The organism is Deltaproteobacteria bacterium GWC2_55_46 (assembly GCA_001595385.3).
In the GTDB taxonomy this organism is placed as follows: Bacteria; Desulfobacterota; GWC2-55-46; order GWC2-55-46; family GWC2-55-46; genus UBA5799.
The window spans coordinates 2,402,449-2,419,000 of sequence record LVEI03000001.1 but is presented as its reverse complement, the minus strand read 5'-3'; the positions used below and the strand labels follow the sequence as shown (position 1 = coordinate 2,419,000).

Here is a 16,552-nt window from a genome sequence, read left to right as displayed (position 1 = left end):
TCATCCTTTGAAGTAATCCTTTATCGCCCCTGTTACGCGGTAGATATCCTCTGGCGTGAGGCTTAAGCTGCAGGGCAGGTTCAGGCAGCTCTCGTAGGCCTCGACTGCGCGCTCAACCCGGTACGATTGGAACTCCGTGTACATCCCAAGTGAATTCACCGGCTTCCAGAGCGGCCTTACCTGTATGCCCTCTGACAGAAGGTGGCTTATGAGGCCCGCCTTGTGGAGCTTCGCCGTCTTCAGTGTGTAGAACCAGAAATTGCTCCTGACCCCCGGCCCCTCCCAGAGTAATCGGACCTGGTCCAGGCCGGATAGCGCATCCCTGTAAAGATATGCGTTGGCCCGTTTTGTCGCGACGAACTCGTCGATCCTCTCCATCTGTGCCACGCCGATGGCGGCCTGGACGTTTGTAAGCCTGTAGTTGTATCCGACCTCGTCGTGCTCGTACTCAAAAGGGTCGCTCTTCGCCTGGGTGGTAAGGTGCCTTATCCGCCCGGCGAAGAGCCGGTCAGCTGTTACCACCATCCCACCGCCGCCACAGGTTAATATCTTGTTGCCGTTGAAGGAGAAGCACCCGACAGAGCCGAACGACCCTGTCTTGCTGCCTATGAATTCCGACCCGAGGCTCTCGGTTGCGTCCTCGATGATATGTATGTTGCCGGCGGCGCAGAGGCTCGCTATCTCATCCATCCTGGCCGGGTGGCCGCAGACGTGCACAGCGACAACGGCCTTGACGCGCCTGTTGGTAGACCTGTTGTAAGTGAGACCATCATGAGCCTGGCAGCACTCCTCATGCAGGAATTCGGCCAGCTTCGCTGTGTCCATGCACAGGGTATCGGGGTCGCAGTCCATAAAGACGGGGGACGCGCCGCAGTACCTCACCGCGTTTACAGGCGCTATGAAAGTAAGGGCCGGCACTATGACTTCGTCGCCGTTACAAACCCCCAGGGCGGTCATGCTGACATGGAGCGCCGCAGTGCCGTTGACGGTTGCAACCGCCACACCCCCTACGTACCCTGCCACCATCTCCTCGAAGCGCGTAACGTAACCCCCCGACGAGGAGACCCAGCCCGTATCCAGGCATTCCCTTACATACTTCCATTCGTTGCCTGAGATCTCCGGCTCCGAAAGGGGAATGGCCTTTTCCACGGGTTGGTTAGATATTGTATATCCCATGCTTGTAGCCTCTCCGGTTCCTGGCGTCAGAGAACCACTCTATGGTCTCGCTGAGTCCATCTCGAAGTGAGACCCCAGGGGCCCATCCGGTAAGCCTCCTGAGCTTTTCATTGCTGCCCAGGAGCCTTTCGACCTCGCTCTCAGCCGGCCTCAGCCTCTCGGCGTCCGAAACTACGGCGGCCTTTGAATCGGTGAGCTCTATCAGAAGGGCCACAAGAGCGCCGATGGAAATCTCATTCTGTGTCGCGATGTTTATTTCCTCGCCAGGATGCACGTCAGCCCCTGCGATCCTCAAAAAGCCCTCGACCGTGTCCTTTACATAAACAAAGTCCCTTGTAGGGCAAAGAGAGCCGAGCTTTATCTCCTTTTCACCTGAAAGCAGCTGGGTGATGATGGTGGGTATTACCGCGCGGGCCGACTGCCTCGGGCCGTATGTATTGAAAGGTCTTACTATGACAATCTCCTGGCCGAAGCTCCTCACGAATGACTCGGCGAGAAAATCGGCGGCTATCTTCGTAGCCGAATAAGGAGACTGCCCCTGCCTTGGGTGGGATTCGTCGATAGGAGTGTAGCGGGCAGTGCCGTAAACCTCGGAGGTGGATGTCACGAGGACCTTTTCAACCGAGCAATGCCTGGCTGCCTGGAGCACATTCAGGGTGCCCTTGATGTTGGTGTCTATGTAGCTGTCAGGGGAATGATAGCTGAACGGTATGCCTATGAGCGCCGCGAGGTGGAATACCACGTCCGAACCTTCCACGGCCTTCCTCACCCCATTGGGGTCCCTTATATCGCCTGCGAAGACATCGACATCCTTAACGAGCTTCTCAGGCAGAGAGTCGAGCCAGCCCCATGAGTTGAAGGAGTTATAGCAGACGAACGCCCTTACCTCGGAGCCTTCCTCGATGAGCCTTTCGACCAGGTGGCTTCCTATGAAGCCGCATGCCCCGGTCACAAGCGCCTTTTTCTTCGATAGTTCCATCTGAGAACCCTTTTATCAGAACGCCAACAACAAGACCCCTGCCGTGACCGCTATCTGATACAGTATCTGGGTCAAGTCCTTCGTCTCCCTGAGCCAGGCTATCCTGTCGAGCTTCTCGGGGACGACTACCGTGTCTCCCGGGTCCAGCTTCCTGGCCATCAGGGCGTTTGTCGTCCAGCTCCTGGTGGCGCTGTCCCACCTTAGCCCGGAACTACCGCTCACCGCGGTGCCGTCCACCTGAAGGATATAGACGCCCTTCTTGTCGGCGTCGGCCGTCATTCCACCGGTCTTCCTTATGTACGATGACACGCTAGCCTCGGGGTCGTATACGAAGGCCGTCTGGTTGTGGACGGAGCCTATCACCTGCACCTGCTCAGGCCTGTCCGGGACATGGAGCCTGTCCCCGCCTTCGAGCGCGATGTCGTAAACCGACCCTCTGAGCCTTTCAGCGGAGTCGAACTTGATGCTTATCCTGCCGGACGCCTTCGCGGTCCTGAGGTTCGCGATGAGCGCCGTCCTCTGCTGGGCCGTGCTTTCCACCTGCTTCGCCTCCTCCGGCGTAAGTGCGGTCTTGACTGAATTCGCCGACTCTACCAACAGCTTCTGCTCGAACCGGTTTATGGCCTCGTCTATGTTCTTCTGCTGGAGCTCCCTTACCGATTCCCTGGTAAAGACAGCGCCGTTGAGATAGGCGTTTCCGGTGAGCCCGCCAGCCCTCTGGATGAGTGAGCTAAGGGTCTCGCCCTTCCTGATGACGTACTGCCCAGGGAACGCCACCTCTCCCGACAGGGTCACGTACATCTCGCTTTTCCAGTCGGGTATGCGCTTCACGAAGAGGGTGTCGTGCGGCTTGAGCTGTACGTTGTGCGCCGGGTCTCCCTCCATCGCCTTTCCCAGGTTTATCCTGCGGTACTTTATTTCATAGCTCTTGCCGCCGTCGACCACGCCCGAGGAAAGCTCGGCCTCATCGAGATAGGCCGACTCGAGCAGGTTGCCGGCTGCGAAGACCAGGTCGTTCACCCTCCAGTTAGAGGCGTATTCGTACTCTCCCGGCCTGTTTACGTCCCCCTTTATGCTGATGAACTGCCTCGGGGATTTCTCCCGCACCGAGTGGACCACAATTCGGTCCTGCTCCATGAGTCTTACGTTGTTCGTGCCATCGGCCCCGAGCGCCTTGCCAAGGTCGAGCATGATTACCTTCACCTCTCTGGTCACGGGGTCGGTCCTGTACAGCTCGAACTCCCTGAAAGAGGCCTCGCGAGTCACACCGCCAGCCAGGAGGACGAGATCCTTGACGGTGAGGTTCTCCTGCAGCTCGAAGCTGCAGGAGCTGTATGTTTTCCCGTCCGTCTTGCCTTTCTTTTCCGGAGCGGCGCCGGAGGAAACCGGCACAAGCCCGTTGTCGGTACTGCACCTGACCTCTCCTTCTATCGTGACCCTGGGCTTTTCCTTGAAGAACCACTTAGAGAAGACATATATGGAATCGAGCGGCTCGAGCGCCGGGTTTTCGCCGGTGCCTGAAAATAGCCCGGTCAGGCTGAAGGGTATCAGCTCAGGCTCCATCGTGGGTGGCCTGAGCCTCTTTATGAACCCGTACTCGAGGTGGGTCTCGGCGGCGAGGTCGTTTGTCCCCCTGAGGATATCGCTGAGCCTCATCCCCTTTTTAAGCTCGTACTTGCCCGGCCTCTTCACGTTTCCCCTGAGGAAGATGGCGTTTACATCCTTCTCGTTTATCGCGGTTATCTTGACGAGGTCGCCGTCCTGCAGCCTGAAGGCGAGCGCGGCCCCGGTGTCATTGGCGTTTATGTCGACGACTATCCGTTTCCTGTTCCCCTCCAGCCTTTCTACCTCTATCCTCTGAGTGTATGCCGCCGGGGTTATACCCCCCGCGAGGGCGAGTACGCCAGCAAGGTTGGATGGTCCATTAAGCTCGTAGACCGCCGGCCTCTTCACATTTCCGGCTACTCCTACAAGCGGGCCGACAGTGGGAACGAATACGACGTCGCCGTTATGGAGCCTCAAGTCCCCTGATTTGTCACCGTTCATCAGGAGGTCGTACAAGTCCATTTTCGCGACGGTCTTGCCGGCCCGCTTGAGCTCGGCCTTCCTTAATGAGCCGATCCCCGTAGGACCGCCTGAGACCATGAGCGCGCCCGTAAGCGTTGACATGGCGTTTACGGAATAGGCCCCGGGACGAGCCACCTCGCCAAGGACAAAGACCTGTATGCTCCTCAGGCTCCCCATGGTGATGCTTAACTCGGTGCCTATGATGTTCTTGACCCGCCTGGAGATGACCTTCTTCATCTCCTCGAACGTAAGTCCGCTAACTTTTATGGGGCCTATGTTCGGAAACTGGATGGCGCCTTCCCTGCTGACAGTCAGGCTATACTGGCCGTTAATCCTTCCCCAGACCAGCACATTGACCTCGTCGCCGGGGCCGACGACGTAATCGGAGGCCACCGGAAGGTCATTGGCTGAGTTTACTTGAGTGTTCTGGAAGAGCTCATAACCGAAAGGCTTGAGCGCCGTTGATACATCGAGGGCAGACGAATCAGAGAGGTATCTTTCGAAGAGTGAAGCTGGCTTGGCCGCCTCAGGTGCCCCGGGCGCGGCCTGCGGCTTGCCGGGCTCGGGCGCCTTGACCTCTTTGGACTTGAGGAGCGCCTTGCCTTCCCCCACCTCTTCAGGCTTTATATCCTTGAACTGCGGGTCGTTCCTGATGGCCTCGACGCCTTCCGGGGTAAGCCCGTCCGGCGCGGCCGCGCCACCGGCGAGGCCGCCCATATCATCCGCGAGGCATTCGAAACTCAAAAGGAGAGCGAAAAACAGGAATAGAACTGATTTTGTGAGTCTTGCCAACCTCAACCCCTAACTCAACCCCTAAAACAAATCGAAGGCATATACTTAAACCTTCCTCTGCTCAGACGTAGAAGTTATCCAGCCGGTCGGATGACCCAGCGCTCTATGCACTGGGTGAAAAATCGCCCGCCCGGTGGGAGCCCTTACATAACCCGGCTCCCGAATACCCTGGACTTTAGTCCAGCTTGGTCGTTCAGGCCTGTCTGGGCCTGAATATTTCGGCAATGTTTTTTTCCGGTGTTATCCTAAAAGCCAATTGCTCAAATAGGATTCATGCGTCGTGGTCTGGAAGAAGAATGAGGATGTAGCAGGATGCAGCAGGATGAAGATGGAAGAAGAATGAGGATGTAGCAGGATGAATACGCAGGATGAGAAAGCAGGATGAGAAAGTAGGTCCGCTGGAATATCTCTGGATGAAGCACTATTCTAATTTCTACTTACCACGATACATGTCAAACATACAACATCGTATTTTGAAATGCAAGTTTTTTCTGAATACGCATGGTGAGCGGGGTACGGGAGGGAAAAAATACTGTGATGCCAAAGAGAGGCTGAGCCTCAGAACCTGTGCTCAAAGGCGGCCCATAGCAGATGCGACTCGCTGTCGCTCCCATCGACGCCGTCCACGTTCTCCCTTCTGTCGAAGGCGTAACCGGCGGAGATGGCGGGGCCTGCCGCGAAGGGCTTTTCCCACGCGAGGATCGCAGAGCCGTTCCTTCTCTTTACCTCTCCGGCGGCCCCGGCTGTCTCGGAATCAACGGCGAGGGTGAAGGCGCCGGCGCGCCCCGCGTCCAACGAGGCCTCTATGTACAGGTCCCGCGCGTCAGAGCCCATGTGGTGGCCTATTATCTCCCCCTTGTACCTGTATCCGTCCGTGTAGACGCCGTGTGAATACCAGACGCCAGGGCTGTCATTGATATAGTTGTCCGCGTACTCTCCTCGGAGCGCCAGCCACGCAATCCCGGCCAGGCGCGGTAGATAGATGCCAGCGATGTATCCCAGGTCTGTAGGCAGATAACCTGCCTCGTCCTCCCCGCCTACCTCCCCGTATACAACGAACGGCTGAAAACTCCATGGGACGATGAGCTTCAGATCAACAGCGGCAAGCTGGTTGTTCGGGTCAGAGACCGAATCCTCGTTGGGGTTGAAAAAGGCGTCCTTGACCGTTCCGAGGTCCACCGCTCGCCCACCCCCGCCGAACATGGCTACCCTGGATAGGCCGACAGAAAGCGACGGGAAGGGCTTGAAATCGAATCTCAGCCCTGCGAGATATGGGTTGGCAAGGTCCCTCGCCTTCTCGAGCCGTGTAAGGAAGAGGGTGCCCCTGAAGGGGCCAAGCCTTCCCAGTATCCATGGCAATTTAACAGGCTCTGTGTTTGCAAGCCTTAACATGTCGAAGGGCTTGGCGTTGGAGCTGATAAGAAGCGCCCCGTGGTCGCCCGGGCCCCACCACATGCTCTCCCTCCCGATGGTCAGCTCGATATTGCTGAAGGTCAAAGAGAAATAACCCTCAAGCAGCTCTGCTGTTGTCTCTTCTCCGGGGCTTCCGGCATCCGGGTGCCGGAGCTGGGGGCTAAGGTAGAAGGAATAATTGCGCGCTATCCTGCCGTCTAATTCGAACCCGGCTGTGAAGTTTGAGCCGCTCTCGATATCCTTGCCCCTGTTGTTGTAGTTGAGTGTATGCGGCGCGCCGGAGGCATAGGCGTAAGAACCCCTTGCCGAGGCGAGCGGCCTTACATAGGTCGTCTTCTCCTCCTCCATTTCACCGCCGAGAAAGGCCCTTAGCCTCAGGATGAGCGAGCGCACGCCGGGATCGGCATCCCTCATGTTCTCCTCGGCCTCGGCGACAAGACGCGAGGCCTCCGACCTTGTAAGCGGCCTACTGGAGAGCAGAGCGCTCTTTATGAAGCCCTCTGCCTCGAGCCTTTCGAGCGCGGGATATACCCAGCTTCCGACAGGGACATGGGACGAGGCGGGAAACCCGGCGAACGCGCTCGACGCGAAGGAGGTAACGATGGCAAGGGCGAAGAGGAACTGCCCTGGTTTTTTCAATCTTATACCTGCTCCTTTTTATCCTCTAACGGAAGGAGATTCTTGAATAAGTATAATTGAATCCGGATTTTATACAAATGGCGCTATCTCTGTTTTTAGACATACAGGCTTAATATAACTGCTTTAAAACCCCTCCCCTTTTCTCTAAATATGGTTATAATTATGGTGCGCGGCAATAAGCCCCATCGAACGACATCACCTCATCTTGTAAAAGGAAGGCATGAGACCGTGAAAACAGAGACCAGTGACAAGACATCTGCCAGAGAGTTCAAATACGCCAGAGAGGACTTCGGGGAGCTTCCGGTAAGGCTTGAGCACCTTACTATTTACATAAACTTTCTGGGGGAAGAGGTCGAAGCCGCGAACTGCCTTCAGATGACGGCCGTGGAAGGGCTCGACAGGATAGAGCTCGACGCCAGCGACCTTGAGATCAAAAGCGTCGAATGGCTCAAAGGGCCGGAGGAAAAAAAGGGAGAACCTCTCGCCTTTGAATACACGCGCGAGAATAACAAGCTCGCCATAAAGCTCCCCCGCAGGGTAGCTTCCGGACAGAGATTTTTCGTAAGGACGGTTACAAGGTGCGTCCCATCCGAGCACATCCTTGAGGGCATATACAAAGATACGACCCCCCAGGGCGCGCCTCAGCAGTATATATCCCAGTGCCAGCAGTGGGGCTTTCAGCGCATCATGCCTATCTTCGACGATTGCCGCGCCAAATGCACCATGACGACTACCATCGAAGCGGACAGCCGCTACACCCACCTCATAAGCAACGGCAACGTGGACCGCGCCTCAAACCCGGACGGGAAGCCAGTGGTTAAGCCGGCAGACCCCGCGCGCCAGGTCATCACATATAGAAACCCTGTGCCGATGGCCCCGTATCTCTTCTTTGTGTGCGCCGGCACATGGGATAGCCTTGCCGACAGTGTCACCTATCCATCAGGGCGCACGGTCCGTCTCGAATACCTTGTCCCGCCCGGCTCAACCGAGTACGCCCGCATACCGATGGAGATACTCAAAGAATCGGTGCTCTGGATCGAAAAGAAACAGGGCTATGAATATCCTTTTGACACCTACCGCACGATCTGCATGACAAAATCCAACTTCGGCGGCATGGAGAACCTCGGCAACACCACCATCGTGACCGACGCCGCCCTTATAACCGAGCACACGCTCGATACGACCCTTCTCTACGCGCATGCAGTGATAGTACATGAATTCGAGCACAACCAGTGCGGCAGCGATACGACCATGGAAACACCCTTTGACGTCTGGCTGAACGAGGCCTATACGGTGGATGTGGAGAGGCAGTTCATGGCCGAGGTCTTCGACCCGTCATTCGCGAGGCTCTTTCAGGTGGATTCCATCAGGGCTCCTCTGCTCGGCCCGCTGGCCATCGAGGACGCTGGCCACTTCGGCCGCATCGTGAGGGACGGCTTCAACGACCCTGAGGAATTGATAGACGGGGTCACCTACGTCAAGGCCGCGGAGGTCATAAGGATGCTCCGCCTCATTATCGGGGAAGCGGCCTTCAAGGCCGGCAAGAGCCTTTATTTCGAACGCTATCGGGGTGGCAACGCCAATACGGAAGAGTTCTTCGCGTGCTTTGAGGAGGTCTCAGGGGTATCTTTAAGGCAGTTCAAGAGCGGATGGCTATACAGGATAGGTTACCCGAAGCTCTCTGCCAGGACAGAGGCTGACGGAAGACGTTTCCGCGTAAAGCTACGCCAGGAGCTGCCCCAGGGAATGGAGCCTTTCTGCCTGCCCTTGAGCCTCGCGCTGGTCGACAAAAAGGGGCGCGACATGGCAGGAACCAAAAAAATCTTCACCATGAAGGAGGAAGAAGAGGAGATCGTCTATGAAGAGCTTCCAGCGCCTCCTGCCTTCGCCTCAATGAACCGCGACTCCTCTTTTTACGGGACATTCCAGCATACGAACGCCGATACAGCGACATTGTCGATGCAGGCAAGATACGACCCCAACGCCTATAACCGGGTCGACGCGATGAGAAAACTTACCGACCTGGAACGCGTGAGACTCCTTAAGACCCCGGATTCGACCATAAGCGAAGAATGGCTGGCCGTATTCGGTGAGTTCCTGAGGGACAGAAGCCTGCCGACCTCATTGAAGGCATATTTCCTGCGTGTTGAAGAACAGCCCGTCGACCGGAGCTTTTCCGCGTGGTACCAGGAGCTGGTAGCAGCCCGGGAACGGCTCATGTCAGCGGTAAACGCGAGATACAGGGATGAAATGCTCCTTGAATTCAGGAGGCTACACGCGAAGGCTCCGACAGGCAGTTCACAGAAGGACGGGCCAAAAGTCGGGATAGAGGACCGCATGCTCAAGAACGTCCTCCTTGAGCTAATCACGATAGACGATTCCAGGGAGAGCCACAGCCTTATACTCGATTATTTCCATACAGCCTCCACCGCGAGCGAACGTGTCGCCGCTCTGACGGCCCTCAACCGCTCCTCCGAGCCTTCACGCAGGGGCGTGCTTGAAGAAGTCTACAAGGGCTGGCACAAGCATTTAAGCGGGTACGCCAACTACCTTCGGGTGGTCTCAAGCGGCACAAGGGAGGATGTATTTGAGATGATCGAGGTCGAGAGGCGGCGCGGCAGCTTTGATGTCAATCAGCCGACCTGGTGCCGGGCGCTCTTCCTCTCCATGGCCGCCAACAACAAGATGGTCTGGACCGACAGGGGGATAAAATGGGCGGCGGATACCGTAGTAAGCCTCGCGCCTGTAAACGCGACGACCGCCAGCCGCCTCCTGAACACCTTCCAGCATGTAAAGAGCTTGAAGCCGCATCTCCGCGAGGAGGTCACATCGGCGCTGGAAAGGATCGTCCGCCTTATCTCCAAAGAGGCATGCGCCACCATCCACGGCCAGGCCGAGATATACCTCAGGGGAAAAAAATAACGCCTGAATAAAAACATATAATAAAAAAGGGCCGGTTTTTCCGGCCCTTTTTTATTGTCAATCCATGAAATACCGGAAAAGGGGATCAACCCCCGGTCTGCCAGACAGCCTTTCCAGCGAAGAACGGCCCCATCTCCTGTATATATGTCGAGGTCTGCCTGGTCTTGCGCATGGCCTGGACAAGGGCGGACAACGGATGAAGCTCCTTGCCTATGAGCCCTATGACGAAGTCGTTGTCGTTCCTGTCGAGGCCGAAGCACGAAAGGCGGATGTCGTGGCCGAGGTCGGCCTTCCCGAAAGCGCGCCCTATCATGCCGTGCTCCATCAGTATCTCCCCCTGCTCCTTAGGCGAGAGAAGGGCGAACTCACCGCTCCTGCGAAGCGGATACCAGACAGCCCACTTCCAGGCCGGGTTGGTCACCACCCTCTTCGAACGGTGCACAAGCCAGTCCTCAAGGTTCTCTTCATGGCCGAGGGCGTAGGTCCGTCCGAGCATGGCGTACTCATAGTTAAGCCCTAAAGCGGCGAACTCCCTGCCGTTGAGGAACTGGCGGAGCGTTGTTACAAAGAAATCGGGGTCCTCGCTCATGGTAAGGAGCGCTACCCCCTGAGGGTCGTTGATGTCCTCATAGAGCACGGAATCGATCCCGCTCCCCCGCAGGGTCTTTGCTACAGCCGATGTATCGCGGCATCCGCTGAAGACCTGAAGCTGCATGAAGAGCCTCCTGTCCAGCGCCTGGCGCTCGCCGTCCTTGACCGCGCCTTTTTCCCTTAGATCGGTAATACCTTCCATAACAATATTTACCGGCACTTTCTTTCCTCCTTCGTTCACATACGGTGACTTGAAGCACCCCGGGCGGGGGGCTTCACCTCGAAGTACTTTTCTATTTGTATCGCTCGCCTGGCTTCAAAAGCCAGGCGGCGGGATAATGCTCCGGAGTGCCAAAAAGATTATTATCTCAGAAAAAGAGTACGTTGTCACGCCTTCCAGACGTAGTGCGCCTTAAGGCCCTTCACGACCCTTCCGCCGGGTTCAGGAGCCTTCTTATGCTCTCTATATGGTCCCTCGCTGTCCCGGCAGGGGCGAATTCCTTCTTTTTAATGAAGAGCGGGTCTATCTCGGAGATAAACCTCGACGGGAGCTGCAGCGAGGTCTCCTTGCCAGAGCTCCGATTCTTTGCGGAAAGCAGGAATAGGCGCTTTCTGGCGCGCGTCATCCCGACGTAGCAGAGCCTCCTCTCCTCCTCGACCGTCTCCTCGTCGATGCTCCTTTTATGGGGGAAGAGCCCCTCTTCCATGCCAGCCATGAACACGACCGGGAACTCAAGCCCCTTGGCGCAATGTATCGTCATCATGGTGACCCTGTTGTGCTTGTCCTCGAACTGGTCGGCGTCGCTCATGAGCGAGACAAGGTTCAGGTAGTCCGCAAGAACCGCCTTCGGGTGGCCTGTCTCGTATTTCTTTATCGCCGCTATAAGGCTATCAAGGTTCTTTACGCGGATATCGGCCTCTTCGGTCTTTTTGCTCGCCCAGAAGTCCGTATAGCCGGTGAGGTCAAGGACCCTTGACGCGAACTCATATAGAGGCATCTCAGAGGCCTCCTGACGGAGTATCTCGAACGTCCCGATAAAATCGTTTACGCTCTCGGAGAAGATACCGTCACGCCTCCCTTTCCTGAAGGCCTCGTAGAGCGAGAGGTCCTGGGCTGCGCTCAGCCGGTGAGCCTTCTCGATGGTGGCCTTGCCGATGCCCCTCGGCGGCACGTTCACGATGCGAAGGAAGTTGAGGGAGTCATCCGGGTTGACGATGGCCTTCAAGTAGGCGAGCGTGTCCTTTATCTCCCTCCTGTCAAAGAACCTGAAACCGCCGACCACCGTATAAGGGATGCCTTCCTCGAAGAACAATTCCTCGAATGTCCTCGACTGCGTATTTGTCCTGTAAAGGACGGTAAAGTCCTTGTACTTGACCTTCGGGTCCGCGGATATGGCCTTCGCTATCTGCCTGACCGCAAAGCGGGCCTCCTCGTATTCGTTCAGGCACTCCTCGAAGAAGACCGGCTCCCCATCGTGGTTATCGGTCCAGAGGTTTTTTTCTATCCTGTCCTCGTTGTTCGTTATCACCGAGTTTGCCGCCCCGAGGATGTTGCCTGTCGAACGGTAGTTCTGCTCCAGCTTTATCGTGGCCGAGTGCGGGTAGTCCTCCCTGAACTTGAGGATGTTCTCGATGCTCGCCCCCCTCCACCCGTAGATGGACTGGTCCGGGTCGCCCACGGCGCAAAGGTTCATCTGCCCTGACGCGAGGAGTTTTGTAAGTATGTACTGGGACTTATTGGTGTCCTGATATTCGTCGACGAGTATGTGGGCGAACTTTGACTGGTATTTTTTGAGGACCTCGGGGTCGGACTGCAGAAGCTGGATCGGCTTGCAGATAAGGTCCCCGAAGTCGACGGCGTTCATCGATTTCAGCTTCTTCTCGTAGGCCCTGTAGACGGGGACGACCACATCCCTCAGGTCAGATTCCCCACGCCTGGCATACTCGTCAGGGGTAAGGCAGTTGTTCTTCGCGAGGTTTATCTCCCAGACGACACTCTTGTACGGCAGGTCCTTGTTGCTGATGGATAGCTCCGACATCACGTAGTTCACGAGAAGCGTCTGCTCTTCCTCGTCATAGATTGTAAAATTCGCATCAAGGCCCAGGAGCTTCACCTCTTCCCTTATTATCCTAAGCCCTATCGTATGGAAGGTCCCGGCCCAGATATCCTCCGTCCTTTCACCTATAAGCTTCTCGATGCGCTCTTTTATCTCACGCGCGGCCTTGTTCGTGAAGGTGACTGCGAGGATAGAGCCTGCCGGCACTTTTTTGTTGAGTACCAGATGAGCTATCCTCGAGGTAAGGACCTTTGTCTTTCCGGAGCCTGCCCCGGCGAGTATTAGCAGGGGGCCGTTGCCGAAGGTAGCCGCCTTGAGCTGCAGCTGGTTGAGTGTCTTGAGGTACATCTATTTCGCCTTTCAGGATTTAACGGGTTGTTAAAAAACACAGATTTTGTTCAGGCTGCTCTAAAAACCATATGCGAGGCGATTCTCGCCGTTTGATGAATGAGGCGTACTTCTTTGGTACGCCGCTTCTGCCGCGACGATGACAACGAAGCAGATGGACTTATTTCATGCCTGTTAAAAGCATGAGATAATACCATATGGCGATGGCAAAGGTGAATACAGATTATGTTGAAAAAGAGGATTGGCAGGAAGGTTTGGCAGGCTTTAGCGGTTAAAGGCTTGTGCTTGTTTTTACATCTTTCATTTATAGATACGCCAGAGATGGGCCACCGGTCATTATTTTACGGCCTCAAGCTCCTCCCATCTCAGATATAAGGCCTTAAGGAGCTCCTCTATCTCTTCCATGCGCACCTTGGCAGAGGCCTGTGTTTGGACGCCCTGCCTGTAGAAGGCAGGATCGGACATCTCTTTGTAAAGGGCCTGCTCCTCGGCCTCGATGGCCTCTATCCTCTCAGGCAGCTCGCTTAGTTCCCTCTCTTCCTTAAAACTCAGCTTAGCGCCCCGTTCCTTCTTAGGCTTTTCCTTTTTGACGTTCTTTACGCCGCCTGCGTCCGACTCCGCCGGCCTCTGGCGAAGCCAGTCGTCATATCCGCCTATATATTCGTTCAAATCGCCTCTTTCGAATACTATCGTGCTCGTTACCACGTTATTCAAAAACGTCCTGTCATGGCTTACAAGGAGGACCGTCCCCTGATATTCCACAAGGAGGTCTTCGAGAAGGTCGAGGGTTTCGACGTCGAGGTCGTTCGTTGGCTCGTCCATTACAAGGAGGTTTGATGGCCTGGCGAAAAGTTTCGCGAGCATAAGCCTGTTCCTCTCCCCGCCTGAGAGCGCCTTGACCGGGGTCCGAGCCCTGTCAGGCGAGAAGAGAAAATCCTGTAGATAACCTATGACATGGCGCGCCTCGCCGTCTATCATTATCTGGCTGTTGCCATCCCCTATATTCTCCTGGACCGTCCTTTCCTCGTCGAGGACCGACCTGTGCTGGTCAAAATAGGCTACCTCAAGGCGGGTGCCAAGGCGGACGCTCCCTGAAGCCGGGGCAAGCTTTCCCAGAAGGAGCTTTAAAAGAGTCGTCTTGCCAGAGCCGTTCGGGCCTATGATGCCGATCTTGTCACCCCTCATAATGAGCGTTGAAAAGTCTTTTATAGCCGGACCGGCGGCGCTGCCTTCGTATGAAAAGCCTATCCCCTTGGCCTCTATTACGAGCTTTCCTGAAAACTCGGCCTCCTGCGACCTTATCCTTGCCGTGCCCTCAAGCTCTCTACGCTCAACGCGTAGCCTGCGCATCTCCTCAAGCGCCCTGACCCGGCCTTCGTTCCGGGTCCTGCGGGCCTTGATACCCTGGCGCACCCAAGCCTCTTCCTCGGCAAGCTTCTTGTCGAAAAGGGCGTTCTGCCTTGCCTCTGAATGCAGCAGCGACTCTTTTCGCTCAAGGTAATCGGCGTAGCCGCACTGCCAGTTCATGAGCCTGCCCCTGTCGAGCTCGATTATCCTGGTAGCGAGCTTTTTAGCGAGCATCCTGTCGTGCGTGATGAATAAAATAGTCCCCCAGTACCCGAGAAGGAACTCCTCGAGCCAGTTTATAGATTCGATATCGAGGTGGTTTGTCGGCTCATCCAGGAGAAGGAGGTCAGGTTCAGCCACGAGCGCCCTGCCGAGGAGAGCCCTTCTTTTGTATCCGCCGGACAGCTGTGAGAACTCCGCGTCAGCCGGGAGCTTGAGCCTTGATAATACGCCTTCGACCCGCTGGTTGGCATGCCAGCCGCCTTTGCTCTCCAGCTCATGATGTACCCGCTCCAGCTCGGCTATCGCCTTCTCCCCGCCGCCTTCCAGCGCCTTCACAGCCGAATGATACCTTGCGACGAGCCTATGGACATCGCCGAGCCCGCCGGTTACGCAATCGAAAACGCTCCCGTTAAGCTCGCCGGGGACCTCCTGCGGCAGCATCGTGACCTTAAGCCCAGGGGCGCGCGTGATATCGCCTCCGTCTGGCAAAAGAACCCCGCTTATGAGCTTCATAAGGGTCGATTTACCAGAGCCGTTCCGCCCGACGAGGCAGAGCCGCTCGCCGCTTTCGACCTGCAGGTCGGCCCCGTCGATGAGCAACGGGCTTCCGAAGCCCATGGTCACTTTTTTAAGGTTGAGCAAAGCCATGTAAAAGGTCAGCCTTCATGCTTCACGGACTTATCATTGAGATGTCTTACGGCCCTGAAGGTCACAAAAATGGATGAACGGAGGAAGATAAAAGCTATCAAAACCCCTACGATAATATCCGGCCAGCGCGACCCTGAGAGCCACACGGCTGGGGCCGTCGCGATGACAGATACATTGGCGATGATGTCGTTCCGTGAGCAGAGCCAGACCGAATGCATATTGATATCATCGGAGCGGTGCCTCCACAGCAGGCCCAGGCAGACGGTATTGGCGAATAGCGCTAACGCGCCGACCCAGCCTATGATGACGGCTGATGGCAGGACGGGGTAAAGCGCCTTGTAGGCCGCCTCCCCAAGGACAAAAAGACCGAAACCCGCCATAATGGCGCCTTTGAGCAAAGCCGACACGCCCTGCCACCTGGCGCCCCTGCCGATAACATAGAGGCTGAACCCGTATACGAGCGAGTCGCCAAGCATGTCGAGGGAGTCGGCCAGAAGGGCGGTAGAAGCAGCGATCAGCCCTGCCGCCGATTCGGCCAGGAACATGACCACATTGATGGCCAGCACCGCCTTTAGCACCGAGCCCTGCCTACCCCTTAAAGCCTCTATCTCACAGGCCTTGTCATCGCAGCAGTCCGCCATTTTTTTCACCTTCGTTTGATACGTTCCTTGATCCTCAGGCTTTGCAGCCCTTTAATACGCTACCGGCGCCTTCTTCGGCTTATTTCTCCAGGATGCTCTTTATGATGGTAATAGCGTTTTTCCTGAACGCGTCAAGGTTATCTCCCGTCTCATGCGGGTTTGTCATCAGATTGCCGGCTATTACAATGGTGGGGGTCCCTTCCACCCTGTATTCCCTTGCCATCTCCAACGCCTTCCTGGCCTCAGCGGATTTCTCTCCGCCCCTCAATTTGCGGCTGAAGTCAAATCCGAGCCCCAGCTCGGCGGCTAACGATTCGAGCACCTCGAAAGAGCCTATATCCCTCCTCTGGACAAAGTAGGCGTTAAAGAGGGCCTTCTTCATCTCCTCCCCTTTCCCGGCCTCTTCAGCGAGAAAGAAAGCCTCGGCGGGTTTTGGCGAAGAATCGCCCCAATTGACCGGGACTATCTTCCATTTTATCTTTTTAGGGAAGTTACCCTTTATCACCGGGACAGAGCTCTCGAATTTATAGCAGCCGCCGCAAAAAAAACTCATGAACTCCATGACCTCTACCGTCTTCCCGTCAAACTTGAACGCCTTACCATGAACGCGCGTAAAGGCCCCCTTTAAAGCAGGTTCTTCAGCGGCAAAAGAGGCAACGGGCAGGAACAGGGCGATTGCCACAAGCAACAGAAATATTTTTTTGGCCATA

General features: G+C 56.1%; 10 protein-coding genes. 1 reads left to right on the top strand and 9 read right to left on the bottom strand.

All coding sequences use genetic code 11. The features are described from left to right. The 4 genes from A2V21_311515 to A2V21_311500 all read right to left on the bottom strand — a co-directional run bounded on the left by A2V21_311515 (window position 1) and on the right by A2V21_311500 (window position 7,066). Window positions 1–1,176, bottom strand: a complete 1,176-nt coding sequence (locus tag A2V21_311515; GenBank protein ID OIJ74836.1) for a hypothetical protein — start codon at window positions 1,174–1,176, stop codon at window positions 1–3. Next, entirely contained in the window at window positions 1,157–2,155 is a 999-nt protein-coding gene (locus A2V21_311510; protein ID OIJ74835.1) for an NAD-dependent dehydratase, read from the bottom strand. The genes A2V21_311515 and A2V21_311510 overlap by 20 nt, the downstream gene beginning before the upstream one ends. A gap of 15 nt (window positions 2,156–2,170) precedes the next feature. After that, window positions 2,171–4,939: a hypothetical protein gene (locus A2V21_311505; protein OIJ74834.1), complete on the bottom strand. Its 2,769-nt coding sequence runs from the start codon at window positions 4,937–4,939 to the stop codon at window positions 2,171–2,173. 633 nt (window positions 4,940–5,572) lie between these two features. Then, entirely contained in the window at window positions 5,573–7,066 is a 1,494-nt protein-coding gene (locus A2V21_311500; protein OIJ74833.1) for a hypothetical protein, read from the bottom strand. A 228-nt stretch (window positions 7,067–7,294) separates the two neighbouring features. On the opposite strand from A2V21_311500, the gene A2V21_311495 reads away from it, so the two are divergent. Then, window positions 7,295–9,988, top strand: a complete 2,694-nt coding sequence (locus A2V21_311495) for a peptidase M1 (protein ID OIJ74832.1) — start codon at window positions 7,295–7,297, stop codon at window positions 9,986–9,988. Window positions 9,989–10,073: 85 nt separating this feature from the next. Here A2V21_311495 and A2V21_311490 read toward each other — a convergent pair whose 3' ends face one another. The 5 genes from A2V21_311490 to A2V21_311470 all read right to left on the bottom strand — a co-directional run bounded on the left by A2V21_311490 (window position 10,074) and on the right by A2V21_311470 (window position 16,551). Then, window positions 10,074–10,781, bottom strand: a complete 708-nt coding sequence (locus A2V21_311490) for a hypothetical protein (protein OIJ74831.1) — start codon at window positions 10,779–10,781, stop codon at window positions 10,074–10,076. A 220-nt stretch (window positions 10,782–11,001) separates the two neighbouring features. After that, window positions 11,002–12,984, bottom strand: coding sequence for a hypothetical protein (locus A2V21_311485; GenBank protein OIJ74830.1), 1,983 nt, complete (start codon window positions 12,982–12,984; stop codon window positions 11,002–11,004). A 336-nt stretch (window positions 12,985–13,320) separates the two neighbouring features. Next, window positions 13,321–15,201 carry an ABC transporter ATP-binding protein gene (locus A2V21_311480; protein ID OIJ74829.1) on the bottom strand — a complete coding sequence of 627 codons (1,881 nt, stop codon included), beginning with the start codon at window positions 15,199–15,201 and terminating at the stop codon, window positions 13,321–13,323. An 8-nt stretch (window positions 15,202–15,209) separates the two neighbouring features. Next, entirely contained in the window at window positions 15,210–15,842 is a 633-nt protein-coding gene (locus A2V21_311475; protein OIJ74828.1) for a cation transporter, read from the bottom strand. A 79-nt stretch (window positions 15,843–15,921) separates the two neighbouring features. Continuing rightward, the gene (locus A2V21_311470) at window positions 15,922–16,551 is read right to left on the bottom strand and encodes a hypothetical protein (GenBank protein ID OIJ74827.1); all 630 of its coding nucleotides are present in this window, start codon (window positions 16,549–16,551) and stop codon (window positions 15,922–15,924) included. Window position 16,552: the final 1 nt, after the last annotated feature.

Excerpts from the sequence above, each read along its gene's own strand:
- A2V21_311515 (OIJ74836.1), bottom strand. The coding sequence starts at position 1,176 with ATGGGATATACAATATCTAACCAACCCGTGGAAAAGGCCATTCCCCTT.
- A2V21_311510 (OIJ74835.1), bottom strand. The coding sequence starts at position 2,155 with ATGGAACTATCGAAGAAAAAGGCGCTTGTGACCGGGGCATGCGGCTTC.
- A2V21_311505 (OIJ74834.1), bottom strand. The coding sequence starts at position 4,939 with ATGGGCGGCCTCGCCGGTGGCGCGGCCGCGCCGGACGGGCTTACCCCG.
- A2V21_311490 (OIJ74831.1), bottom strand. The coding sequence starts at position 10,781 with ATGGAAGGTATTACCGATCTAAGGGAAAAAGGCGCGGTCAAGGACGGC.
- A2V21_311485 (OIJ74830.1), bottom strand. The coding sequence starts at position 12,984 with ATGTACCTCAAGACACTCAACCAGCTGCAGCTCAAGGCGGCTACCTTC.
- A2V21_311480 (OIJ74829.1), bottom strand. The coding sequence starts at position 15,201 with ATGGCTTTGCTCAACCTTAAAAAAGTGACCATGGGCTTCGGAAGCCCG.
- A2V21_311475 (OIJ74828.1), bottom strand. The coding sequence starts at position 15,842 with ATGGCGGACTGCTGCGATGACAAGGCCTGTGAGATAGAGGCTTTAAGG.
- A2V21_311470 (OIJ74827.1), bottom strand. The coding sequence starts at position 16,551 with ATGGCCAAAAAAATATTTCTGTTGCTTGTGGCAATCGCCCTGTTCCTG.